The organism is Pseudoalteromonas 'SMAR' (assembly GCF_048515945.1).
Lineage (GTDB): Bacteria > Pseudomonadota > Gammaproteobacteria > Enterobacterales > Alteromonadaceae > Pseudoalteromonas.
Genome location: NZ_JBLWMW010000013.1, coordinates 53,659 through 79,621 on the forward strand (window position 1 = coordinate 53,659; position 25,963 = coordinate 79,621).

Here is a 25,963-nt window from a genome sequence, read left to right on the forward strand (position 1 = left end):
AGTGAAACACTCCAGTTGGATATTGAGCGCAGCAAGGCGGCGCTGGCTAAATTTGATATTACCCTCAGTGCCATAGAAAATGAGCACGGCTTAGGGTTTTCATGGGAATACAATACCGATCTGTTTGATCAACAGCGTATTGCTAGGTTTGACGAAGCTTTACACCTTTTGTTATCGCAAATCATAGAGGCACCACAACAAGCGATAGCCGCGTTTGATGTGGTTCCAACTAGCCAAGATCATGTTATTTCTTGCCCTTCTGAATCCTTACAATCTGAGGATCAGGTGATGCCATTATTTATGCAAGCGGTGGCACAATATCCAGATGCAATAGCGCTGAGAGATCAACATACTAGCTTGCGCTATGCAGAAGTCGCTGAGCAAGTGATGCAAGTAAGCTCAGCACTTCATCAAGCTGGAGTAAGGCAGCATGATGAAGTTGTGGTGATGCTGCCTAGGGGAGTGGATGCCGTGTTGGCTATGCTTGCGTTATGGCGCATTGGTGCCGTGTATATGCCGGTTGATTATCAATGGCCAAAGGATCGCATCAATACTATCTGTAACGATAACCAAATTCAGTTCGCTGTTATCAATACAGAAACGTCCCACGTTGCATTACCTGAGACGCTGCACACTGTTACCATGGAACATTTGAAGGTAACAGCAGCTTCTGAGGAGCTTCCTGATTGGCAAGGAAATTTAAATGCCTCTGCATATGTCATTCATACTTCAGGTTCTACAGGTAAGCCTAAAGGGGTGAATGTTCCTCATCGCACATTAGCAAGTCTGTTGCAATACCAACGCCGCTCGGAGAGTCACCTAGCTCACCAAGAGAAAACATTGCAGTTTGCGGCAATGAATTTTGATGTCTCATTGCAGGAAATTTGTACTGCGCTGACCTCTGGGAGCGAGCTGTATATTATTGATCAACAAACGCGTCTGGATATGACGGCATTGCTTGAGAGCATTGATAAAAACGAGATAGGCAGAGTATTTGTGCCATTTGCTGTGTTATCGGTGTTGTGTGGTGAAGCTTTGGCAGACAATAAAACCTTGCCACACCTCAAGCAAGTGGTAACGGCTGGTGAACAGTTGCAAGTGACGAAAGAAGTAAAACGCTTTTTCAAGCGTCACCCAGAGTGTGTTTTAATTAACCATTATGGGCCTTCTGAAACTCATGTTGTCACTGAGTATGTCTTATCTGGGGATAGCAATGAATGGCCACTGCTTCCGCCTATTGGGGAGTTGCTGGCAGGCAACCGAGCGTTATTGCTTGATAAGTACCAAAAGCCAGTGTTAGCAGGCTGCATTGGTGAGCTTTATGTCAGTGGTAACAACGTCGCATTGGGCTATTTGAATAATCCATCGCTGACCGCTGAGCGTTTCTTGCAAGATGATGACACCTTTGCAGATGGTATTTGGTATCGTACTGGTGATTTGGTGAGCGTCAATGAGCAAGGTCAATTGCTTTATCATGGCCGTGCAGATAGTCAGGTCAAGTTACGCGGGTTTAGGATTGAACTAGGAGAAATTGAAACGGTACTACGTCAGCACCCATTAGTGGATGACGCGGTAGTCAGTATTTATCAAGAAAATCAGCTTATTGCCTATTATGTCGCTGAGCAAGCATGTCAGCTAACGCTAGAACAATATCTGCAAGATAAGTTGCCGGACTATATGTGTCCGAGTCAGTATTATCATTTGGCGCAACTCCCTTTAACAGATAATGGTAAAGTCGATAAAGCACAACTTCCAGTGCCGCAGCAGAGCCAGCAACCGCGGTTCGAAGAGCCTGAGACAGACACTGAAAAAGCGTTGGCTGAAATTTGGCAGCAACTATTATCGATCGACTCGGTGGGTCAACAAGATAACTTCTTTAGCCTCGGTGGTCATTCATTATTGGCAATGAGGCTGGTCACGCAGTTAAAGCACCGCTTTGCTATTGCCATTGGGGTTAAACAGGTGTTTGAGACACCTGTGCTTTCGGCATTAGCGAAAGTCATTGACCATGCTGAAGAAAGGCTGCAATCGCAAATTCAAGTGGTGAACCATGACGACCATTGCTATCCACTTTCGTATGCACAGAGTCGCTTGTGGTTTATAGATCAATTAGAGCAAGGCAGCAGCAACTACAACGTACCCGCTAATTATCGCATTACTGGTAACCTAAATGTCAGTGCTCTGCAGCAGGCATTTGTTGAGCTCAGTAAGCGCCACCAAATTTTGCGTACCGTATACCAGCAGCAAGATGGAGGTCCTGTTCAAGTTGTTCTACCACACAGCACAGCACTGACTTTGTCGGACTACAGCGACCAACCCAGAGCAGAAGAGCAGTTAAATCAAGCGTTACAAGAATTGGCTGCCACTCGGTTTAACTTAGACACTGAGCTACCAGTCAAAGCCACTTTATTCAAGTTGGCGGAAACAGAGTATGTGTTAGCCATAGTGATCCATCATATTGCCGTAGATGGTTGGTCATTCGCTGTGATTGAACGAGAGTTATTCTCTGTTTATCAGCAACTGTGTGAAGCAAGACCATTAACACTTCCTGAGTTATCTATTCAGTACAAAGATTATGCGGTGTGGCAGCACCAAAGTGAGCAGCAACAGGCGCTAGAGCAGGCAGAAAACTATTGGGTTAGGGCATTGCAAGGTGCGCCAAAACTTCATAGCCTGCCGCTTGATAAGCCTCGCCCTCCAGTACAGTCCTTCAAAGGAGGGCGCGTGATCACTGAGCTTGATGAGCAAACTAGCCAGGCCTTAAATGTCCTAGCTCAGCAGCAGGGGTGCTCATTGTTTATGGTATTAGAATCTTTGTTTGCTGTTTTACTGGCTCGTTACAGTGGTAGCCAAGATATTATGATTGGTACCCCAGTTGCAGGTAGAGAGCGCGAAGAAGTAGAGCCTCTAGTAGGCTTCTTTGTAAATACCCTTGTATTACGAAACCGACTCGATCTTGGTGACGGCTTTGTAGCCAACTTGAGTGATCAGAGTAGTATGATCTTGGATGCATTTGAGCACCAAAATATGCCATTTGAACGTTTAGTTGAGGTGTTAAGGCCAGAACGTAGCTTAAATCACTCACCCTTGTTCCAAATTTTGTTCGCATTGCAAAATAATGAATTTGATGAGTTACAGCTGACTGATTTAACCCTAGAGCCGATGGGCTATGACCGCGATACCAGTAAATTTGACCTTAAATTGTCATCGTTAGAAAAACCTCACGGTGGCATTGTGCTGGCCTGGGAGTTTAACAGTGAGTTGTTTGATAAACACAGTATTGAAAGGCTATCTCGCAGCTATGAAGTACTGACCCAAGCGGTTCTAGCGCAGCCAAATACACCTTTGCATCAATTGGACATCATCGCTGAGGTTGATCATCAGGCATTGGCACATTGGAATGACACTGACACTCAATTTGCTTTGCAGGCACCATTCTCTGAGTGGTTTGCGTTGCAAGCGCAACAAACGCCAGCAGCAATAGCCATTTCACATGACGATACCCAGGTTACTTATGCAGAGCTAGATAAGTGGGTGAATCAAAGGGCAAGTTTACTCATTAATATGGGTGTACAGCCTGGCGATATTGTGGCAATTAGTATAGCTAAATCGGCCGAACTCATTGCTTGTATGCTGGCAGTGCTTCGAGCTGGCGGCGCCTATTTACCCATAGACCCTGATAACCCACAATCGCGGATTGATTATTTAATCCACGACTCAAATGCAGTGTGTGTTATTACACAGCAGCAATACCATGAAACCTTTTCTGCACATCGCACCTGTGTAATTAATAGTGATGCGGTGCAGCAGCAATTACTTTCATGCAGTGATGACGCTCCTGGGGTAGCCATTTCGCCGCTAATGCCTGCGTACGTGATATATACTTCCGGCTCAACGGGTAAACCCAAAGGAGTGATGATCAGTCATGGAAATATTGCTAATTATTTAGCTCAGGCACTCAATAGCTACTTTACAACGGATCTGCATGGCTCAGTATTAATGAGCTCAGTGAGTTTTGACGGCACTATACCTAATATCTACCTGCCATTATTGCGTGGTAAAACCGTGTACATTGCTAATAGTGATAATTTGTACTTTAGCTCGGCAAAGATATTGAGTGAGAGTCAAGTACCGCTTTATATTAAAGTGACTCCCACTCAAATCGCCGTGTTAATGTCGCAACTAACACAACCTATAGCGCAACAACATACTCTGATGATGGGCGGGGAAGAGTTTACAACACGGACCTATGAAGAAATAAAAAGGTTATTGCCAAACGCTCGTGTTTATAACCATTATGGCCCAACTGAAACCACTATAGGGTGTAGCTTCAATGAAGTAACTACTCAGCCCGAAGGTGCTGCAATAGCGCTTGGCCGCCCAATTGACAATACTCGACTATACGTTTTAGACCAACATAAAGCATTGGCTCCTATTGGTGCTATTGGCGAGTTGTACATCGCTGGTGAGGGGGTGACATTAGGTTACTTAGGCAATGCCAGCGAACAAACTAAAACGCGATACCTCCCTGAATATGGCAATCCAGGACAGCGAATGTACCGGACTGGCGACCTAGTACGATGGCAAAATGATGGTACCGTGATGTACTTCGGGCGAAATGATGGTCAAGTAAAACTGAATGGCTATCGTATAGAAACAGCAGAGATTGAATCGTGCATACAGCAACTTCAAGCAGTGACGCAAGCGTGCGTAGTCATTAAACAAGACCCCCAAGGTCAAGCTATTTTGGTTGCGTACTATTGTGCTGCTGAGTCAATATCGGAGTCGAGTTTAGTGGCACATGTGGCTGCGAGTCTACCGGAATATATGGTGCCTAAAGCTTGGATGCCCTTGCAGCAACTACCATTGAACATGAGTGGTAAGATTGATCGTAAAGCATTGCCACAACCTCATTGGCAGTCTTCATCGAGCTATCGTGCACCAGAAACTGAGCTACAACAAACATTAGCGCAGATTTGGCAACGGCTATTAGTGCAGGAAAAAGTGGGGCTAGATGATAATTTCTTTGCCCTGGGTGGTCATTCGTTGTTGGCCATTCAACTTGTTTCTAGGATCAGAGATGAGTTACAACTGGAGGTGCCTGTGCGTTGTATTTTTGAAGCTCCGACCTTAGCGCAATTTAGCGCGAAGATATCAGAGCTATCTACAGCGCCCGAAATGAGTCATATTACAGCACTGCCAGATACCAAGCCATCACCGGTATCGTATGCGCAGCAACGGCTGTTGTTTATTGCTAAATCAAACCCAGATTCAAGCTTGTACAATATGCCTTACCCTTATCAGCTCAATGGCGCTTTAAATATAGCCGTATTTAAGCAAGCTCTCGAACTGATTATAGAGCGTCAACAAAGCCTCAGAACTCGCTTTGTGTTAGCAGATAGCTTGTTACAGTACACAGCCGATGAAGTGGCTGTCGACCTCACTATTGAGGAGTTGAGTAGCCATGACGACGCTACCATTGAGCAATGGTTAGTCTCAACGTCAACAAGACCATTTGACTTAAATAGTGATAACTTGTTCCGGGTACATCTGGCGGCGGTTGATAGCGATACATACCTCGTCAACTTTGTCTTCCATCATGTGATTTGCGACGGTTGGTCTATTGCTCGATTCTGGCAAGAATTGTCAGCAGTGTATGATTCACTCCGCAACGCCCAAGCACCGCAGCTAAGCGCACTTAAAGTGCAGTATCGCGATTATGCCGCCTGGCAGCGCAATTGGTTAAGTGGTGAAGTCTTGGATAATCACAGTCAGTACTGGCAATCACAACTTGAGGGTTGTCCTGCAGTGCACAGTATCCCACTGGATTATCCTAGACCAAAAAGGCAATCACATCGTGGACATTTTGTTGGCACTGAGGTTGATAAAGAGACGTTAGTTGCTCTTAAAACGCTATCTCAGCAACAAGGAGCCACCTTATTTATGACTTTGCAAACCGCGTTCGCTGCCTTATTGAGTAGCTGGAGTAACGAGGAAGACATTGTTATGGGTACTGTGGTGGCTAACCGTACACACAGAGATGTTGAAGACTTGATCGGCTTCTTTGTGAATACACTGGTATTGCGTAACCAAATTACTGGTGACGAGAGCTTCATTGAGGCACTGAATGATGCCAAGCAGATGCATTTAGGCGCTCAAGCACATCAGGATATGCCATTTGAGCTGTTAGTCGAACAATTACAACCAGAGCGTAACACGGCTTATCACCCGCTATTTCAAGTGCTGTTTGTTTTACAAAATAATGAGCAAGTGGAACACAAACTCGGTGACATTGAGGTGCAAGAGGTACAGCGTTCAGCAGAGTCAGAAGTGAAGTTTGACTTATCTCTAACCGCACATGAGTCTGAATCTGGATTGTACTTTACATGGGGTTATTGCAAAGACTTGTTCAAGCAAAAGAGTATCGAAATTGCTGCTGAGGCATTGAATAGGTTATTAAAAGCGATAGTGGCTGTCCCTGAACAACCTCTGGCTGAGCATGAGTTGTGTGCTGATGACGCTGCTCAACTGCCTGTAGGGCAAATAAAAGAGCAACAATCCATTGTGACGGCCATACAAGCTCGTGCACTAACTGATGGTAATCATGTCGCTGTGATCCACCAAGCGCAATCGCTGAGTTATGCTCAACTGTGTGCGAGAGCAGAAAAAGTTGCAGGTCAGCTGATGGCGTTGGGCATTGGCAAAGGGGACACTGTCGCCGTCATGTTCGATCGTTCAGTCGAGCTCGTAGTAGCGCAACTGGCGGTTATGCAATCTGGAGCCGCTTACGTACCACTCGACCCCACGGCGCCACAAGAGCGTTTGCAATATATTGTGTCTGATGCCGAATGCAAATTGGTATTAAAAGCTGAGGTATTTGATATGGAATTTGCTAGTCGCAGTTATACCCTGACAGAATTGCCAAATATGACTGCAGCTGTGCCTCATGCAACGGACATAGAAGCACGAGATTTGGCATACATCATTTACACCTCTGGCACCACGGGCCGTCCTAAAGGAGTGCAAGTGAGTCACGGCGCCATTTATTCGATGCTCTCACAACTGTCTATGGCATCATTTGATAGTAACACCAGAATGTTGCAGCTACTTTCGTTGGCTTTTGATGCGGCGGTCTTGGAAGTTTGGTCACCGTTAGTTCATGGTGGTTCAGTCGTACTTTACCCTGGTCGTCATGTTGAAATTGATAAGCTGGAAACGGTCATCAAGGAGCATCAAGTAAATACCGTATTGATCACCCCCGCTTTATTTGAGCCTTGGTGTGAGCAATTAACAGCAGCCTCAGGGCTTAAACACCTTATCATTGGCGGCGATGTTTTCCCGACTAAAGCGGTCAAGCGTTTGTTTAAGCAGGATCCGAACGTAACCGTGTATAACACCTACGGGCCAACAGAAAATAGTGTAATATCAAGCTATTGCGAAGTTCCTAGAGACATCCCTGACGAACAAGAGGTGACAATCGGTCTGCCTGTTGCGGGCACCCAACACACGATAAGAAATCGCCACGGAAAGCCTTTACCGCAAGGGTTCGTTGGTGAGCTGTGTTGGCATGGTCCAAATTTGGCAACTGGGTATCAAAACAACGTTGAAGCCACCAATGCTGCTTTTGTCCAGGATAAGCAGGGGCAATATCGCTATTATCGTAGTGGCGACATGGCGAGAGTGGCGATGGACAAACAGATTGATTTTAAAGGGCGTAAAGACAATCAGGTTAAACTTCGTGGCTTCAGGGTCGAGCTACAAGAAATTGAACGGCAGTTTGAATTGCATTCAGCTGTTCGCCAAGCTGCGGTGTTGGTGAATAAAGTTGATCATGCACAGCCATTATTGTGTGCATATCTATGCTTACACCCAGAGCATTCTGAAGGTGAGCTGGAAGGCATTTGGCAGCAGGTACGCGCCGAGCTGCCAAGTTATATGATACCAACTCACTATGCTCTAACAGCCACCATGCCTGTTAACTTTAATGGCAAGCGGGATGACCGAGCCTTACTTGCAATGACACTGCAGGAGTGCAAAGTGGATCGTTATACCGCACCGCAAACAGAAACGGAGCAGCAGTTAGCAGAGATATGGGGCCAAATGTTGAAGCTTGACCGCGTAGGCACGAGAAGTAACTTCTTTGAGTTAGGTGGTCATTCGCTGCTGGCTATGCAATTAATTTCGGCTATTAATGAGACCTTTGATCTTGAGTTGGGGGTTGCAGACCTATTTGATTTAGGTGACATTGCCAGTTTAGCCGAAGAAGTGGATGAGCTGCTACAAAGCCAAGAAAGTGGGTGGTTATAAGATGTTAGAGAAAAAGTACTATTTTACACCTAAACCCTTAGTAAACCCCTGCGCACGGATCATTTGCTTTCCATACGCAGGGGGGAGCAGTGGCATTTATTACGACTGGCCTGAACACTTTCAAGCACACAACATTGAGGTGATCGCTATCAATCTACCGGGCCGAGGTGCACGTTTTGGCTCGCCTTTTGATAGCAGCATTGAGCAGGCAGTTACCAATGTCATCCAAGAATCCAGCAGGGCACTTGAGCGGCCCTTCTATATCTATGGTCATAGCAACGGAGGGCTTTATGCATATGAAATGGCACGGCAATTGGCGATGACAAATCAGTTGCACAATTGCAAACATCTATTCATTGGTGCAAAAGCTGCGCCCAAAAAAGCGCTTTGTCGAGAGCCTTTACATGTGCTAAATGATGATGATTTTTGTCAGGCTATACGAGAGTTGGGTGGTACCCCAGAAGCATTACTGGCGGATCAGCAGTTGTTGGAACTCTTGCTGCCGATGTTGCGCAGTGATTTCAAACATGGTTTTGACTACATGTCAGCTGAACCAACATCTGTTTTAGCATCGCAACCATGTACGTTGTTCTATGGCACGCAGGATGAAGACATTGGGCCATCAGAGGTGTCGCCTTGGCAGCAGTTGCTGCCCAAGGCCGAACTGCAGGCAATACAAGGAGGGCACTTTTTTGTACATCAACAAAAACAATCGCTGATAGACAATTTATTAACGCGGATCATGCCACTCTAAGCGCAAGGAGAAAAGAAATGAAAAAACGTATCATGGCGGCTACTTTGGTCACTACATTATGGTGTTTAGTAGCAAAAACAAATGCACAAGTTATTGATGGAGATGATAAAAATCAAATGGATAAATCACAGCTAACTATTTTATATATGGGCAATAGCCACACCAAGCGACACAGTGTGCCCGAGTACGTAAAAGGTATTATTGAAGCAACTGATCCTGAGCTCACAGTAAACTATCAATTAGCACCTGGTATTTTATTTTTGGACCAGCGTTGGAATCATGGTCCTAGCCGTAAAATGTTGAAAAACAATGCACTCACTCACGTTGTCTTACAAGCACAAAAATACTCACAAAGTCGTAGAAAACTCTATTCAACAAAAGAGGCGAAGAAACTAGTTGGGCTTGCGCAGGAGCATGGTAGTAAAGTGGTTATGTTTCCTGAGTGGGGGCAAAGAGGACGTCACTGGGAGGCTCAGTATGTGCACGACATTTACGCTGGGATTGCCAAGGAATCTGGGGCGTGTGTGGCACCTGTAGGCCTGGTCTGGGATGACTTTCTCCAGCAGCAGCGCATTACGTTGCATGCAATGGATGGTAATCATGCCAACGATAAAGGTGCATTTTTGGCTGCGTTGGTACTGGCTCAGGGTATTATAGATACACCTGCCACTGAGTTGGCAGTAACAACGACAGCGCCAGTTGAGGCAAAACTGCAAAAGCAAATGCAGGCGGCTGCAGCGAAGCTTTATCAACCTGAGCTAACGCACTGTGAGAGCTGATCCAGCTACTGCATAAGGGGATTTTAAGAAGTCAGCATGGTGCTGACTTCTTTTATCATGCTATTGGCATGCAGCTTTCTTACAAAGTGCCGACATACTTAGTCGTTGTGCTCAATAATACGGTCGATGGTCTCATCGCTGCGTAGCGTTAAGATCTCCACACCGTTGTCTGTGACGAGCAAGGTGTGCTCCCACTGAGCCGAGAGACTGCGATCTTTGGTAACCACCGTCCATTCGTCTTTAAGTAGCTTACACTGGCGTTTACCGGCATTGACCATGGGTTCGATGGTTAAACACATACCAGCTTTCAAGGTTTCGCCGGTGCCAGGCTTGCCATAGTGCATTACCTGAGGATCTTCGTGGAATTCTTTACCAATGCCGTGGCCGCAGTATTCACGTACGATAGAGTAGTTAAAGCTCTCTGCGTATTTTTGAATGGCAGCGCCAATATCGCCTAAGCGCACGCCTGGCTTAACCATTTTAATGGCAAGGTAAAGGCTTTCTTGGGTAATTTCACTTAAGCGTTTGCCCTGAATGGTGGGCTTGCCAACGTAAAACATCTTCGAGGTATCACCGTGATAACCGTCTTTGATCACAGTGACGTCGATATTGATGATGTCACCTTCTTTTAGCGGTTTATCGTTGGGAATACCATGACAGATGACGTGGTTAACCGAAGTACAAATTGACTTCGGAAAGCCATGATAATTCAGTGGTGCAGGAACCGCGCCTTGCTCATCAACAATGTAATTGTGACAAATGGTGTTTAATTCGTCGGTGGTCACCCCTGGCTTAACATACGGCTCGATCATTTCCAGTACATCCGCGGCTAAACGCCCGGCAACACGCATTTTTTCGATTTCTTCAGGGGTTTTGATCACTGCACTCATTTAGACTCCAAGTCAATTTAGATGAACATTTATTATGCACAAATTTTACGCATAAGATTGAGTTAATTCTTTATATATGGTATAAAGCGCGCCGTCTTTTTACAAATAATTCTTCGTCACTGGGTGAAGTTGAATGTTTGTAGTTAAGACAACACACTTATTTATTAATATTAACACACACACATATCGACACATACACTTGGGTGCATGCAGTTTCAAAAACTTCGTGTTGGTGCTATGGGATATGTGGAGGCCTAACCCTAACTTATTAGAGGAAATATACAATGGCAAACGTTTCAATGCGCGATATGCTTCAAGCTGGTGTTCACTTCGGTCACCAAGCACGTTACTGGAACCCTAAGATGAAGCCTTTCATCTTCGGTGCACGTAACCGCGTTCATATCATCAACCTAGAAAAAACAGTACCTTTATTCAACGACGCTCTTAAGTTCTTATCGAACGTTGCTTCAAACAAAGGTAAAATCCTTTTCGTAGGTACTAAGCGCGCTGCAAGCGAAGCAGTTAAAGAAGCGGCTATCCAAAGTGAGCAGTTCTACGTAAATCACCGTTGGTTAGGTGGTATGTTGACTAACTGGAAAACAGTTCGTCAATCAATCAAGCGTCTTAAAGACCTTGAGACTCAAAGCCAAGACGGTACGTTTGAGAAGCTGACTAAGAAAGAAGCGCTAATGCTTACTCGTGAAATGCAAAAGCTTGAAAAAGGCTTAGGCGGTATCAAAGATATGGGCGGTCTACCTGACGCTATCTTCATCATCGATGCTGACCACGAGCACATCGCAATCCGCGAAGCTAACAACCTAGGTATTCCAGTAGTATCTGTTGTTGATACTAACTCGAACCCAGATGGCGTTGATTACGTTATCCCTGGTAACGACGATGCTATCCGTGCTATCCAGCTTTACACTAAAGCAGTTGCTGCTGCTATCACTGAAGGTCGTGAGAGCAACATCGTTGCTCAAGCTGAGAACGACGACTTCGTTGAAGCTGAGTAATTACCTAAATAGGTATTAGCTGTCATCAAGTCTTCATCAAACCATCGATGAAGACTTGATATTCTTTATAAGCGCTTAACTGCTTATCCCGTTGTTTGCCAAGCAGACCTTGAAAGATAACGGATTTATATCAAATTGAGAGACACATCACTCAATTTGATAGCTAACCAACAAGATGTTGGTTTTATCAAAAACTGAATTCAGATTTGAGGATATTCTAATGGCTGTAACTGCTGCCCTAGTAAAAGAACTTCGCGAGCGCACTGGCGCTGGCATGATGGATTGTAAAAAAGCACTGACTGAAACTGGCGGTGATATCGATCAAGCAATCGAGAACATGCGTAAGAGCGGTGCTGCTAAAGCTGCTAAAAAAGCGGGTAACATCGCTGCAGAAGGTACTATCATCATCAAGCAAGGCGAAGGTTTTGCTGCACTAGTAGAAGTTAACTGTCAAACTGACTTCGTTGCAAAAGACGCAAGCTTCCTTGGTTTTGCAAACGAAGTAGCTGACGCAGCTGTAGCTGAAAAACTATCAGTTGAAGAACTGCAAGCTAAATTCGAAGAAACGCGTGTTGCACTAGTTGCTAAAATCGGTGAGAACATGAACATCCGTCGTGTTTCTTACATCCAAGGCGACAAGCTAGTTTCTTACCGTCACGGTGAGCGTATCGGTGTTGTTGTAGCTGGTGACGCTGACGAAGAAACACTTAAGCACGTTGCAATGCACGTAGCTGCTTCTAAGCCTGAGTACCTAAACCCAGAAGACGTACCAGCAGAAGTAGTTGAAAAAGAAAAAGCGGTTCAAGTTGACATCGCAATGAACGAAGGCAAGCCAGCTGAAATCGCTGAGAAAATGGTTGTTGGCCGCATGAAGAAGTTCACTGGTGAGATCTCTCTTACTGGTCAAGCTTTCATCATGGAACCGAAAAAATCAGTTGGTGAATACCTTAAAGAGAAAAACGCGACTGTTTCTTCATTCGTTCGCCTAGAAGTAGGTGAAGGTATCGAGAAGAAAGAAGAAGACTTCGCAGCAGAAGTTGCAGCACAAGTTGCTGCGGCGAAAGGCGAGTAATCACCTAAGTGATTAGTCGATTGACGCAAAAGCTGATATTAGCTTTTGCGTCAATGCTGAAAATTCTCTAAAATAACCGCGCAATTATGTCTCGCATAAGCGCGGTTATTTTTTACCTCACTTTTAATTGGCCCGGAAATTATGACTATCAATAAAAAACCTGTTTTTAGACGCGTTCTTTTAAAGCTTAGTGGTGAAGCTTTAATGGGAGATGAAGGCTTCGGAATCGATCCTAAAGTTTTGGATCGCATGGCACAAGAGATCAAAGAGTTAGTAGAACTCGACGTAGAAGTGGGTTTGGTTATCGGTGGCGGTAACTTCTTACGTGGTGGTTCACTGGCCGAAGCGGGCATGAATCGCGTGGTCGGCGACCACATGGGCATGCTGGCAACCGTCATGAATGGCTTGGCAATGCGTGATGCGCTGCACCGTGCATTCGTAAATGCCCGCTTAATGTCAGCTATTCCGCTTAATGGCGTATGTGATGCCTACAATTGGGCCGAGGCGATTAGCCTACTTAAATCTGGCCGCGTGGTGATTTTCTCTGCCGGTACTGGTAATCCATTCTTTACCACCGACTCTGCAGCTTGTTTACGCGGCATTGAAATTGAAGCAGACACGGTTATCAAAGCCACCAAAGTCGATGGCGTATTCAGCGATGACCCAGTGAAAAACCCAGATGCCACACTTTATCGCGATCTAACCTATAATGAAGTGATTGATAAAGAACTTAAAGTGATGGACTTAGCGGCATTCACGCTAGCACGTGACCACAATATGCCTATCAGCGTATTCAATATGAATAAACCGGGTGCGCTTAAGAATGTCATCATGGGTGAGGAAGAGGGCACATTAATCACCTCTCAGGCAAAAGAATAATCGTAATGAACACTTTACCGTTGCTTGCTTTGATGCAAGTGACGGATATTTAAAAGCAAGAACAGACTAGGAAAGTATTGTGATCGAAGATATTAAAAAAGACGCTCAAGAGCGCATGAAAAAAAGTGTAACAGCACTTTCAAGCCAACTTTCTAAAATCCGTACAGGTCGTGCGCACCCTGCGTTACTCGATGGTATCACAGTGTCATACTATGGCGCCGATACGCCGCTTAACCAAGTAGCAAACGTAACCACTGAAGATTCGCGTACGCTGGCGATTAGTGTATTTGATAAGTCGCTTGCGCAAGCGGTAGAAAAAGCAATCATGTCATCGGATCTGGGCCTAAACCCAATGTCTGCTGGTACCGTTATTCGCGTACCATTGCCTCCATTAACAGAAGAGCGTCGTAAAGACCTAATCAAAATTGTACGTGGCGAAGTTGAAGGCGGTCGCGTTGCTGTGCGCAACATTCGTCGTGACGCTAATGGCGATATTAAGGCATTGCTAAAAGACAAAGAAATCTCTGAAGATGAAGCGCACCAGGCAGAAGATGAGATCCAAAAACTGACTGATAAGCACATCAAAGAAATGGACAGCCAACTGAGCGCCAAAGAAGCAGAATTAATGGAAATCTAATCGCCGATTGCTTGGCTAATACGAAGCAAAGCTGTGATGACATGACAGCAACAAAATCTGTTTTGTTTATGAGCAGTTAGCTTTTTACAAGCTAGGTACAGAGACAAATTTATTAGGTTTGAAGCGCCGTCTAGGGTATACTAGACGGCGTTTTTTTTCACTTAAACTGGAATTATGGTTTTAAAAGCAGAGGTTATTTCGCAGCAATCACTGCCAAGACACGTTGCAATAATAATGGACGGTAACGGTCGTTGGGCTCAAGCTCGTCGGCGCCCTCGCGCCTTCGGTCATAAGAAAGGGGTTGACTCGGTCCGTAGCGCTGTGCAATTTTGTTCCAAGTTGGGCGTGGAGTCTCTGACTCTATTTGCTTTTAGTAGTGAAAACTGGCGTCGACCAGAAGATGAAGTCAGCACATTAATGGAGCTATTCATTTATGTGCTGTCTAAAGAAGTAAAGAAATTACATAAGAATAACGTAAAACTAACCATTATAGGCGACCTTTCTCGCTTTCCAGCAAACCTCCAGCAACGTGTTGTAGAAGCCCAGACATTGACCCAAAGCAATACAGGGCTTAACTTAAACATTGCTGCCAACTATGGGGGTCGCTGGGATATCACTCAAGCTGCTCAACAACTTGCTGAACAAGTAAGTCAGGGTGAATTACAGCCAAGTGATATTACTGAAGAAGCGTTATCAGCCAATATGACCATGGCCGATCAGGCAAACCTTGATTTGTTGATCCGTACCGGAGGAGACTATCGCATTAGTAACTTCCTGCTGTGGCAAGCGGCATACGCTGAGCTCTACTTTACAGACACGTTATGGCCAGATTTTGATGAACAAGCCTTTTCTGAAGCCATTGCTTGTTATGTTTCCAGGGAGCGGCGCTTCGGCTGCACTGGTGAGCAAATAAAACAGCTCCTAGCAGAGAAAGACGCAACAAGTTAAGGGTTCAAATTTGTTAAAACAACGTATTTTAACGTCAGCGGTATTGGCGCCACTGGCTTTACTTTTGGTGTTTTATACACCGCTTGGCATGTTTAGTACCATTGCCGCTTTAATCGTATTACTAGGCGCCTGGGAATGGTCAGCACTGGCAGGGCTTGCTCAAACCCGTCAGCGGGTTGGCTTTGTTGCCGTGATGGCAGTATTGATAGCGCTACTCAACAGTCATTGGCCAATTGAAACGCTGTGGCAGCAGGGTAAATTAGTCGCTGATGCCAACTATGTATTTACTTTGGCGTTTGCTTGGTGGCTGGTGGCCACGGTGTTGGTCGTTAAATACCCGCGCGCAGCACGGGCATGGAATGAGGGCATCATGATGCGCTCAATTGCCGGCGTATTGACCCTAGTGCCGCTGTGGTTGGCGCTTAATGTAATGCGCAGCGCAGGTTACCATGAGGGGGAGCACATCGGCTCGGTATTAATTATGGTGGTGCTGGGTATTGTATGGAGTGCCGATATTGGTGCTTACTTTGCAGGCAAAAACTTAGGCAAACACAAGCTGATGCCCAACGTTAGCCCTAACAAAACCATTGAAGGGCTCGTCGGTGGCTTAGTGACCGCTGTGGTTTTTGTTGTGGCGTTTTGTTACTTCGCTGATATCGAAAGCACCAAGTGGCTGATGTATGGCGCTATGACGGTAGTTATCGCGTTATTCTCGGCGGTAGGCGATTTACTCGAAAGCATGTTTAAACGCGAAGTCGGTTTAAAAGATTCCGGTCGCTGTTTACCGGGTCACGGCGGTATTTTAGATAGAATCGACAGCCTTACTGCTGCGGCGCCTATTTTTGCTTTTTGTTACGCGTGGACGGTCGCTCTATGAAGCCAGCATCTTTAGTGGTACTAGGTGCAACCGGGTCAATTGGCTTATCAACACTGGATGTGGTGAGCCGCAATCAACAGCGCTATTGTGTCTTTGCCTTGGTTGCAGGGCAAAACGCGGCCAAAATGGCTGAATTATGTCAGCAACACCAGCCGAAATTTGCGGTGATGAGTTCACCTGCGGCGGCAAAACAGCTGCAAGAAATGCTGTCAGGCTCTATGACCACAGTGTTAAGTGGTGAAAAGGCCATGGCAGAACTGGCCGCCCACGAAGAGGTGGATATTGTCATGTCGGCCATTGTTGGAGCCGCAGGCCTGATCCCCACCTTAGCGGCTGTTGAAGCCGGAAAAAAAGTACTGTTGGCCAATAAAGAATCCTTGGTGATGAGCGGTCAGCTGTTTATGGATAAGGTTAAGGCCCATGGTGCCACCTTGTTGCCTATCGACAGCGAACACAACGCCATATACCAATGCTTGCCGTCAGCAATACAAAGCGGTCAGGCTACTGAGTTGCGGCCCTCTGGAGTGAGCAAAATTCTCCTCACCGGTTCTGGTGGTCCTTTCTTAGCGCGCGATATTAATACCTTAGCAGACGTCACCGTGGCTGAGGCAGTTGCTCATCCTAATTGGTCCATGGGCCGAAAAATCTCGGTCGACTCCGCTACCATGATGAACAAAGGCCTTGAATTTATCGAGGCAAAGTGGCTATTCCACTGTCAGGCTGATGACATTGAGGTGGTGATCCACCCGCAAAGTATGATCCACTCGATGGTGCAGTACCGAGATGGCTCGGTACTGGCGCAAATGGGACAGCCCGATATGCGTACTCCCATTGCCTATGGCTTAGCGTATCCAGAGCGGATCGACGCCGGTGTTGCGCCGCTGGATTTTGCCAGCATGAGCGACTTTACTTTTACTAAGCCGGACTTTGCTCGCTATCCCAACTTACGCTTAGCCATAGAAGCGTGTCGAGCAGGTCAAGCTGCCACTACCACAGTGAATGCCGCCAATGAGGTTGCCGTAGCCTCATTCTTAGCCGGTGAAATAGGTTTTATGGATATTTACCGTGTTAATGCGCAAACGCTTGAGCAAAGCGAACTGGGCGTATTAAAATCGCTTGAGTCAATAATGGAAACAGATAAACTGGCTCGTATTCAGGCGCAGCAAATTATTACGGCAATGAGGTAACCATGTTTGAATTTTTCTGGCACTTAGGCTCATTTATTGTGGCACTGGGGATTTTAGTGACAGTGCATGAGTACGGTCATTTTTGGGTTGCCAGAAAAGCAGGGGTGAAGGTGCTGCGCTTTTCAATTGGTTTTGGTAAGCCGTTGCTTAAGTGGTATGACAAACATAAAACCGAATACGTCATCGCTGCGATTCCCCTGGGTGGCTATGTTAAAATGCTCGATGAGCGCGTTGATGAGGTACCTGAGCAAGAACGTCACTTAGCGTTTAATAACAAGCCTGTGTTGTCTCGGATTGCGGTTGTCGCTGCCGGCCCCATTGCCAACTTTTTGTTTGCGATCGTGGTATTGGCGCTGATGTACATGGTGGGAGTGCAATCGGCGAAGCCTGTGGTAGGTGAGGTGCAAAACAACAGCATCGCTGCAGAGGCGGGCTTTAACCGTGGTGACCACATTATAGCACTCGATGATGAAATGGTGCATTCGTGGCAAGACGTGACCTTTGAATTGATGGCCCACTTGGGCGAGCCAAGCCTGGTGGCAAAAGTACAAGAGCAAAATGGCAGTGTTGCAGTACGTACCTTGCGCCTAAACGAGTGGCGCCTAGATAAACAAGACGAAGCACCGCTCACCTCCATTGGTATTACCCCTTATCGACCACCGCTGACTTTACAGCTAGGTTACATAGAAGAGGGGGCGGCTGCCGACCGTGCCGGACTACTGCAAGGCGATACCCTTATTGCCATTAATGATGAGCCACTGACGTCGTGGCAGCAGTTTGTGGCGCGAGTGCAAAAATCAGCTAACCAATCTTTTGCGCTGACCATCGATAGGAACAACCAGCAACAAACCCTATCCGTAACACCCCAAGCTAAAACGTCACCTGAAGGGATTATTCAAGGCTACCTCGGTGTCGTGCCAGTGATGGAAAAGTGGCCAAATGGCTACATTGAAACTAGACAATACGGCGTTGTAGATAGTATTGTGCTTGGCACTCGTAAAACCTATGACTTAATAGCGCTCAGTTTCGACATGATTGGCAATCTGTTGACAGGCCAAGTCTCGGTGAAAAATTTAAGCGGGCCGGTCGGTATCGCGGTAAGTGCCGGAAATAGTGTTAGTTACGGATTAGTTGCATTTTTAGGCTTTTTAGCGCTGATCAGCGTTAACCTAGGAGTTTTTAACTTATTACCGCTCCCTGTCTTAGACGGTGGGCATTTAATGTATTACTTAATTGAACTAATTCGCAGAAAACCAGTCTCTGAAAAGACACAAGAGTTAGGGTTTAAGATCGGCGCTATGCTGTTATTGACGCTAACGTTTTTTGCACTATTTAACGACGTTTCTCGGCTTTAGGCCTTGCGGTGCTATCGAGTGCACATTATGTACAAATTGTTTGTTGCATCTTGTTCAGACATACAACACAAAACAATACAAAATCTGTAACGTTTACATGTTGTGATGTAGTGGGCCTTAACGTATCGCGCCAAAATTGTTGTAAAGGATAAAGATAATAAAATGCCTATAATAAAACACATTGCAGTAACCAGTTTACTGGGCGCAAGTTTTGCTGCCTTAGGGCAAAACTCCTTTATCGTAGAAGATTTAAAAGTAGAAGGGTTACAACGCGTCGCACTGGGTGCCGCGTTGACACACATTCCCATTAACGTGGGTGACAATGTTGATGAGTTCACCATTTCCCGCACCATCAAAGCGCTATATAAGTCAGGTCACTTTGACAATATTGCGGTGTTCCGTGATGGTAATCAGATTGTGTTCCAAGTCAAAGAGCGCCCGACTATCAGTGCCATCGAATTTGATGGTAACAAAGACATCAAAGACGAGCAGCTTAACGAAAGCCTGGCGCAGCAAAATGTGCGTCAAGGTGAACCATTGGACAGAACGGTACTCGATAGCATTGAAAAAGGCTTAACCGAATTTTTCCACAGTATTGGTAAGTACAATGCCTCGGTCAAGGTTAATATTGTCGAGCTGCCACGTAACCGTGTGAAGCTAGAACTGGAGTTTGACGAAGGTGACGCCGCATCGGTAAGGCAAATAAACCTAGTAGGTAATGACTTATTCTCTGATGAAGAGCTATTAAGCTTAATTGAGTCACAACAAGACTTACCTTGGTGGCGCTTCATGTCCAATGACCGCTATCAAAAGCAGACCATTGAAGGCGATTTAGAAAAAATCCGTAGTTTCTACCTCGACCGCGGCTATTTGCGTTTTAACATTGATTCAACTCAGGTATCAGTGAGTCCAGAGCGTGAGTCTGTGTATGTTACCGCGAATATCACTGAAGGTGAGAAGTACACCGTTAAAGGCTTTGACTTTATTGGTGACCTACTCGGTCGCGAAAAACTCATGCAGGATGTGGTGCCACTGCGTGCCGGTGAGTTATACAACGGCTCGGTCGTGACGGCAACCGAAGACTTTATTAAAGGCTATTTGGCACGATTTGGCTACGCTAACGCTGAAGTGCGCACAGTGCCAGACATTGACGATGAAAACAAAGAAGTTCACATGACGCTATCGGTCGATCCTGGCAAGCGCGTGTACGTTCGTCGTATTATTGTCAATGGTAACCAAAATACCGCTGATGAAGTGCTGCGTCGCGAAATGACGCAATTAGAGGGAGCTTGGTTATCGAATCAAAGCCTAGAGCGTTCAAAGCTTCAAATCCAACGTTTGCCGTACATGGAATCGGTTGAATATGATATCAAACCAGTTCCAGGTGTTGACGACCAAGTAGATGTAGACTTTTCCGTGAAGGAACAACCGGCAGGGAGTTTCCAAGCGGGGGTAGCCTATGGTTCCTATGCGGGCTTACAGTTTAATGTTGGTGTCAGTGAATCAAATTTCCTCGGTACCGGTAACCAAGTGGCGTTTAACGTCAATACCTCACGAGGCTCAGAGCGTTACAGTGTGTCCTACACTGACCCTTACTTTACGCCAGATGGGGTGTCGCAGGGTAGCAGTGTCTTCTTTAGTAAGTTTGATGCTAGTGAGTTTGGCATTGTCGATTACAAATCAACCAGCTATGGTTTGGGCAGTAACATTGGCTTCCCTATAGATGCTGTGAACCGAGTTAACTTTGGCTTCCGCTGGATTGAAGAAAGTCTGTCACAAATTTCAGATTTTGAGCAAACGCGTATTTTGCGTTTGAGTTTCCTTGATCCGAACAACCCAGATGCCGATTACGACTTCACCAAATATGAGCTGAGCGCGGGCTGGTCTCGTACCACCGTCAACCGTGGTATGTTCCCAACCGCAGGTTCTCGTCAAAGTCTCAACCTGACCATGACAACGCCGAATTCGGATTTAAATTTCTTTAAACTGAATTACGACTCACGTTTTTATTGGCCAATCAGTAATGACCACCGCTGGGTATTCTCTGCCAAGGCCGCTCTAGGTTACGGTAATGGCTACGGCGAAACCAATGGCTTTGAACAAGTACTGCCGTTCCAAGAGTTCTTCCGTATTACCGAACAAGAGCTGCGTGGCTTTGACCGTAACACCATTTTGCCACGTGCGGTTCAGAGAACACCGACTCCGATTCCAGGTACACCTGGCGCCGATGGCACCAGTAGTTCAAACATCGGTGGTGACCCGGCCTTTGACCAGCTTAGCTTGGGTGGCCGTATAGGTGGTAACGCTAAAGCGGTTGCGGGCCTTGAAATGATAGTACCAACCCCTTTCTTAGACGAAGAAAACACCAGCTCGGTTCGTACCAGCTTCTTCGTCGATGCAGCAAATGTGTGGGATACCGAGTTCGATGTCGATCGTTATAATAACTTGCCAGAATCCCAATATAACGTGCTTTCAGATTATTCAGATCCATCACGGTTCAGAGTGTCAACAGGGTTATCGGTTCAGTGGATCTCACCTATGGGACCCATGCTGATCAGTTTCGCTTACCCACTCAAAAAAGAAGAAAACGACGATACGAAGACGATCAGCTTCAATATCAGTAATACATTCTAAGGAGAATTATTGTGAAAAAATTTATCAAATCATCAGCACTCGCCATGACAGCCGCACTAATGATGGGTGCATCAGGCAACGCGCTAGCACACAAAGTGGGTATTGTTGATATGCAAGAAGTGTATAAGCAAATTCCACAAATGGCGAAAATTGAACAAACGCTGCAAACTGAGTTTGCTGAGCGTCGTCAAGAGCTTGAAAAGCTACAAGGTGACATCCGTTTTGAAGCAGAAAAATTCAAGCGTGAATCAACCACCATGAGTGAAGAACAAAAAACGGCATTGCGTGAAAAGATCCAAGGCATGCAGCAGACACTAGCAGAAAAAGGTCGTCCGCTTGAGCAAGAGATGAAGCAGCGTCAAAACCAAGAGCTTGCTAAAGTACAAAAACTTATCGTTGATGCCATTGAAAAAGTGGCTAAGTCAGGTGATTTTGACGAAGTGAAAGTAAAAGATACGACAATTTACTTCAATCCTGATAAAGTAGCCGACCTTTCTGACAAAGTTGTAGAAGCGGTTAGCAACAAGTAATGACAAAACTGTACACCTTATCTCAACTGGCTGAGTTCTTAGGGGCTCAGCTGGACGGCGATGGCGATAAAGAAATTAGAAACATCGCCACTTTGAGCGTAGCAAAAGGCGATCAGATCGCCTTTTTGGCTAATAGTAAATACCGTAGTCAGCTTGATAACACAGCGGCTGGTGCGGTGATATTAAGCGCAAAAGAAGCGCCCCATTTTGTTGGCAATAAGCTGATCATCGACGATCCTTATGTGGCGTATGCTAAATTAGCGCAAAAACTCGACACCACGCCTGTTGCTGCCAGTGGGATCCATACTTCGGCGGTAATTGCCAGCGATGCGCAGATTGGTGAAAACGTGCACATTGGCGCCAATACTGTGATTGAATCGGGTGCTGAAATTGCTGATAACGTTGAGATAGGGCCAGGCTGTTTCATAGGGAAACATGCCAAAATAGGCGCAAGAACAAAACTCTGGGCAAATGTCACTGTTTACCACGAAGTACAAATTGGTGAGCAGTGTTTGTTCCAATCTGGTGCTGTCATAGGTAGTGATGGCTTTGGCTATGCTAATGAAAAAGGCGAGTGGGTTAAAATTCCCCAAGTCGGCACTGTGATCATCGGCGACCGAGTAGAAGTGGGGGCCAGTACCTCAATCGACCGTGGTGCGCTAGAAGACACAGTGATCCATAGCAATGTCATTTTGGATAATCAAATTCAAATCGCCCATAACGTTGAAGTGGGTTATGGTACCGCGATTGCAGGCTGCACAGTGCTTGCAGGTAGCGTAAAAATTGGTAAGTACTGCCAAATTGGTGGCATGACTGCGATCAACGGTCACATTGATGTTTGTGACGGTGTGGTTATCACGGGCATGAGTATGATTACCAAAGGAATTACTGAGCCGGGTGTGTATTCATCAGGCTTGCCTCACCAAACCAATAAAGAGTGGCGTAAGTCCATTGCACACTTACGCAATTTATCTGACTTTAAGTCGCGCTTAAAGGCGCTAGAGGCGCTTACAGCCTCACTTAAAGATACCGATGTAGAATAAGGAAGCTATTTTGGCTAACGAATTAAACAGCTTTGATATCCAAGAGATTTTAAAACTACTGCCACACCGCTACCCGATGTTGTTGGTAGACAAAGTCGTGGATCACAAACCGGGTGAATTTCTCCATGCGGTGAAAAACGTCACTGCCAATGAGCCGATTTTTACAGGTCACTTTCCAGATCAACCCATTTTTCCTGGTGTGATGATCCTTGAAGCCTTAGCACAAGCCACTGGCTTATTGGGCTTTAAAACCGTCGAGAATCGTAGCGAGAATGAACTATACTTGTTCGCAGCAATTGATAATGCGCGCTTCAAACAACCTGTGGTTCCAGGTGATACGATGCACTTACACGTTAAATTCGTGAAAGAACGTCGTAATATTTGGAAGTTCGAAGGCGAAGCCAAAGTTGATGGCAAAGTCGTTTGTAGCGCTGAACTAATGTGTGCGAGAAGAGAGTTTTAATGGCTATTCATCCTACCGCAATTATCGAGTCAGGTGCGCGTCTTGGCGAAAATGTCTCAGTGGGCCCATATTCTTACATTGGCAATGACGTTGTTATTGGCGATAACTGTAAAATAGAATCACATGTTGTGATTAAAGGCCCTTCAGAAATTGGTTCTGGTAACCACATTTTCCAATTCGCGTCAGTAGGAGAGGCCTGCCAAGATAAAAAGTACAAGGATGAACCCACTAAATTGATCATTGGTGATAACAACATTATTCGTGAGTGTGCCACTATTCACCGCGGCACCATTCAAGATGAAGGCGTCACCAAGATTGGTAGTAATAACTTATTTATGGCCTATACCCATGTCGCTCACGATGCGGTGATTGGTAATAACGTGATTTTTGCTAACAACGCCAGTGTGGCAGGCCATGTACACATTGGCGATTGGGTTATCCTAGCTGGTAACTCTGGAGTTCACCAGTTTTGTAAAGTTGGTGCCCACGCTTTTGTTGGCATGTACTCAGGGGTTAACCAAGACGTACCGCCATTTGTAACAACAACTGGCACACCGGCACGGCCAGTGGCGATTAACACTGAAGGATTAAAACGTCGAGGCTTCGAGTCTGACGAAATCATGGCAACACGACGTGCATACAAAACGCTATTTCGAAAAGGGCTACGTTTAGAAGATGCCGTAGCTGCATTAGCTGAAGATGCTGCTGAGTTTCCTGCGGTACAGCAGATGGTCGATTTTATTGCAACATCGAACCGTGGCTTAATTCGCTAAACTCAAGTTAAGATAAACGTTATACTACGCCATACTTGTGGGTTAACTCACGTATGGCGTTTTTTATTTCTGAATCAAAACAATGACAAACGATAAAAAAATAACGATAGCTTTGGTGGCCGGTGAACTCTCCGGTGATATTTTAGGCGCAGGCCTCATTAATGCCCTAAAGCAGCATTATCCCAATGCCGACTTTGTTGGTATTGCCGGACCAAAGATGCAGCAAGCTGGCTGTAAAACCTTGTTTGATATGGATGAGCTGGCGGTCATGGGCTTGGTTGAGGTGTTAGGCAGGCTGCCGCGACTGTTGAAAATAAAAAAGCAGTTAGTGAACCACTTTATTGCCAACCCACCCGATGTCTTTATTGGGATTGATGCTCCAGACTTTAATTTGCGGGTGGAAAAGCCACTTAAAGCTGCAGGCATTAAAACCGTGCAATACGTCAGTCCTAGCGTGTGGGCTTGGCGACAGAAGCGCATTCATAAAATCGCAGAGGCCACTAATTTGGTGCTGTCGTTATTGCCATTTGAAAAAGCGTTTTACGATAAGCACGACGTCCCTTGTACCTTTGTTGGCCATACCTTAGCCGATGAAATCCCGTTAGAGCCTGACTTGGCCGGTGCTCGCGCCCAGCTACACCTCAAGCCTGAAGATACCGTGTTGGCGTTATTGCCAGGCAGTCGCGGCTCTGAAGTAGGGCTATTAAGTCGTACTTATTTGGCCACCGCGAAAAAGCTCAGTGAGAAAATTCCGAACCTCAAAATCGTGGTGCCACTGGTCAATGAAAAACGCAAAGCGCAGTTTCTTGAAGCACTCAATGAAGTGGCCCCGGAGCTCAAGCCGATTATGCTCGATGGCCAGTCGGCACTCGCGATGCAAGCAGCTAACGCCGTGTTATTGGCATCCGGTACCGCCACCCTAGAGGCCATGCTATATAAAAAGCCAATGGTGGTGGGCTACAAGCTCAACCCGAAAAGTTACTGGATTTTTAATACCTTTTTCACCTTTAATATTAAGTACTTTTCGTTGCCCAATTTATTAGCCGATGCGCCATTGGTGCCTGAGTTTTTGCAGGCTGAGTGTAATCCTGATGCCTTAGCTGATGCCTTATTTGACATGCTGATTGGCGATAACAGCAAACTTATTGAACGGTTTTATACTATCCACCAAAACATTCGCCTTGATGCCAGTAAACAGGCGGCGAAAGCGGTGACGGAGTTATTAGATGCAAATTGAACGTCCTGATGTGCAATTTATTGCAGGCGTAGATGAAGTGGGTCGCGGCCCTTTAGTGGGCGATGTGGTCACCGCGGCGGTGATTTTAGACCCGGCCAAGCCCATTACTGGGCTTACTGACTCAAAAAAACTGACAGAGAAAAAGCGCCTGGCCTTGGCGGCAGAAATAAAACAAAAAGCCCTGTGTTATTGTGTTGCACGAGCCAGTGTCGCCGAAATCGATGAGCTCAATATATTGCATGCCACTATGTTGGCTATGTCACGTGCGGTAGAAGGGCTGCAAACTCAACCTGACCACGTGTTTGTTGATGGCAATCGTTTACCCAGCCTAACTATGCCAGCCACCGCAGTGGTGAAAGGAGATAGTTTAGTGCCAGAGATCAGTGCCGCCTCCATTTTAGCCAAGGTTACACGGGACCAAGAAATGCTTGATTTAGATGCCCAATTTCCTGAATATGGATTTGCTGGGCATAAAGGTTACCCAACCAAAGCGCATTTTGCTGCGCTGCAAGCCCATGGTGCAACCCCTTATCACCGTACCAGCTTTAAGCCGGTGCAACGTATTTTGGCCGAAAAGGAGTAATT

Annotated in this window: 19 protein-coding genes (1 of these 19 cut by a window edge); 18 read left to right on the top strand and 1 reads right to left on the bottom strand. The window is 45.9% G+C overall.

The window, feature by feature from the left end:
- The 3 genes in view from ACNKW2_RS07620 to ACNKW2_RS07630 are tightly spaced (at most 1 nt apart) and all read left to right on the top strand, a layout consistent with a single transcriptional unit that may run on beyond the window.
- On the top strand, positions 1-8,307 hold the end of the coding sequence (locus ACNKW2_RS07620) for a non-ribosomal peptide synthase/polyketide synthase (protein ID WP_419148019.1). The gene continues 19,269 nt to the left of window position 1, outside the view; the window shows 8,307 of its 27,576 coding nt (coding positions 19,270-27,576); its start codon lies off the left edge, out of view; the stop codon is at positions 8,305-8,307.
- Position 8,308: 1 nt separating this feature from the next.
- On the top strand, positions 8,309-9,061 hold the full coding sequence (locus ACNKW2_RS07625; RefSeq protein ID WP_419148020.1) for a thioesterase II family protein: 753 nt from the start codon (positions 8,309-8,311) through the stop codon (positions 9,059-9,061).
- The gene (locus ACNKW2_RS07630; RefSeq protein ID WP_419148021.1) at positions 8,944-9,840 is read left to right on the top strand and encodes a hypothetical protein; all 897 of its coding nucleotides are present in this window, start codon (positions 8,944-8,946) and stop codon (positions 9,838-9,840) included. The genes ACNKW2_RS07625 and ACNKW2_RS07630 overlap by 118 nt, the downstream gene beginning before the upstream one ends.
- A gap of 98 nt (positions 9,841-9,938) precedes the next feature.
- Here the strand turns inward: ACNKW2_RS07630 and map are convergent, their stop codons facing one another.
- The gene (gene map, locus ACNKW2_RS07635; protein ID WP_419148022.1) at positions 9,939-10,730 is read right to left on the bottom strand and encodes a type I methionyl aminopeptidase; all 792 of its coding nucleotides are present in this window, start codon (positions 10,728-10,730) and stop codon (positions 9,939-9,941) included.
- A 284-nt stretch (positions 10,731-11,014) separates the two neighbouring features.
- Between map and rpsB the strand changes: the two genes are divergently transcribed.
- From rpsB to rnhB, 15 genes are all read left to right on the top strand, one after another.
- On the top strand, positions 11,015-11,743 hold the full coding sequence (gene rpsB, locus ACNKW2_RS07640) for a 30S ribosomal protein S2 (RefSeq protein WP_419148023.1): 729 nt from the start codon (positions 11,015-11,017) through the stop codon (positions 11,741-11,743).
- A gap of 220 nt (positions 11,744-11,963) precedes the next feature.
- A complete protein-coding gene (gene tsf / locus ACNKW2_RS07645; RefSeq protein ID WP_419148024.1) occupies positions 11,964-12,815 on the top strand; it encodes a translation elongation factor Ts in 852 nt (283 codons plus the stop codon).
- Positions 12,816-12,956: 141 nt separating this feature from the next.
- Positions 12,957-13,694, top strand: a complete 738-nt coding sequence (gene pyrH, locus ACNKW2_RS07650) for a UMP kinase (RefSeq protein WP_419148025.1) — start codon at positions 12,957-12,959, stop codon at positions 13,692-13,694.
- A gap of 115 nt (positions 13,695-13,809) precedes the next feature.
- Positions 13,810-14,331 carry a ribosome recycling factor gene (frr, locus tag ACNKW2_RS07655; RefSeq protein ID WP_419148044.1) on the top strand — a complete coding sequence of 174 codons (522 nt, stop codon included), beginning with the start codon at positions 13,810-13,812 and terminating at the stop codon, positions 14,329-14,331.
- A gap of 174 nt (positions 14,332-14,505) precedes the next feature.
- Positions 14,506-15,279 (top strand): isoprenyl transferase, encoded by a 774-nt coding sequence (locus ACNKW2_RS07660; RefSeq protein ID WP_419148026.1) that lies wholly within the window; start codon positions 14,506-14,508, stop codon positions 15,277-15,279.
- A gap of 10 nt (positions 15,280-15,289) precedes the next feature.
- Complete coding sequence (locus tag ACNKW2_RS07665) at positions 15,290-16,156, top strand: phosphatidate cytidylyltransferase (RefSeq protein WP_419148027.1); 867 nt, start codon at positions 15,290-15,292, stop codon at positions 16,154-16,156.
- Positions 16,153-17,343 (top strand): 1-deoxy-D-xylulose-5-phosphate reductoisomerase, encoded by a 1,191-nt coding sequence (gene ispC / locus ACNKW2_RS07670; protein ID WP_419148028.1) that lies wholly within the window; start codon positions 16,153-16,155, stop codon positions 17,341-17,343. The genes ACNKW2_RS07665 and ispC overlap by 4 nt, the downstream gene beginning before the upstream one ends.
- Before the next feature lie 2 nt (positions 17,344-17,345).
- Positions 17,346-18,698 (top strand): sigma E protease regulator RseP, encoded by a 1,353-nt coding sequence (rseP, locus tag ACNKW2_RS07675; protein WP_419148029.1) that lies wholly within the window; start codon positions 17,346-17,348, stop codon positions 18,696-18,698.
- A 162-nt stretch (positions 18,699-18,860) separates the two neighbouring features.
- On the top strand, positions 18,861-21,332 hold the full coding sequence (gene bamA, locus ACNKW2_RS07680) for an outer membrane protein assembly factor BamA (RefSeq protein WP_419148030.1): 2,472 nt from the start codon (positions 18,861-18,863) through the stop codon (positions 21,330-21,332).
- 11 nt (positions 21,333-21,343) lie between these two features.
- On the top strand, positions 21,344-21,862 hold the full coding sequence (locus tag ACNKW2_RS07685; RefSeq protein ID WP_419148031.1) for an OmpH/Skp family outer membrane protein: 519 nt from the start codon (positions 21,344-21,346) through the stop codon (positions 21,860-21,862).
- Positions 21,862-22,905 carry a UDP-3-O-(3-hydroxymyristoyl)glucosamine N-acyltransferase gene (gene lpxD, locus ACNKW2_RS07690; RefSeq protein ID WP_419148032.1) on the top strand — a complete coding sequence of 348 codons (1,044 nt, stop codon included), beginning with the start codon at positions 21,862-21,864 and terminating at the stop codon, positions 22,903-22,905. The genes ACNKW2_RS07685 and lpxD overlap by 1 nt, the downstream gene beginning before the upstream one ends.
- 10 nt (positions 22,906-22,915) lie before the next feature.
- A complete protein-coding gene (fabZ, locus tag ACNKW2_RS07695; protein ID WP_336566769.1) occupies positions 22,916-23,368 on the top strand; it encodes a 3-hydroxyacyl-ACP dehydratase FabZ in 453 nt (150 codons plus the stop codon).
- A complete protein-coding gene (gene lpxA, locus ACNKW2_RS07700; protein ID WP_419148033.1) occupies positions 23,368-24,141 on the top strand; it encodes an acyl-ACP--UDP-N-acetylglucosamine O-acyltransferase in 774 nt (257 codons plus the stop codon). Before fabZ ends, lpxA begins: the two co-directional genes overlap by 1 nt.
- An 82-nt stretch (positions 24,142-24,223) precedes the next feature.
- A complete protein-coding gene (gene lpxB / locus ACNKW2_RS07705; RefSeq protein WP_419148034.1) occupies positions 24,224-25,378 on the top strand; it encodes a lipid-A-disaccharide synthase in 1,155 nt (384 codons plus the stop codon).
- Positions 25,368-25,961: a ribonuclease HII gene (gene rnhB / locus ACNKW2_RS07710; protein WP_419148035.1), complete on the top strand. Its 594-nt coding sequence runs from the start codon at positions 25,368-25,370 to the stop codon at positions 25,959-25,961. Before lpxB ends, rnhB begins: the two co-directional genes overlap by 11 nt.
- Positions 25,962-25,963 lie beyond the last annotated feature (2 nt).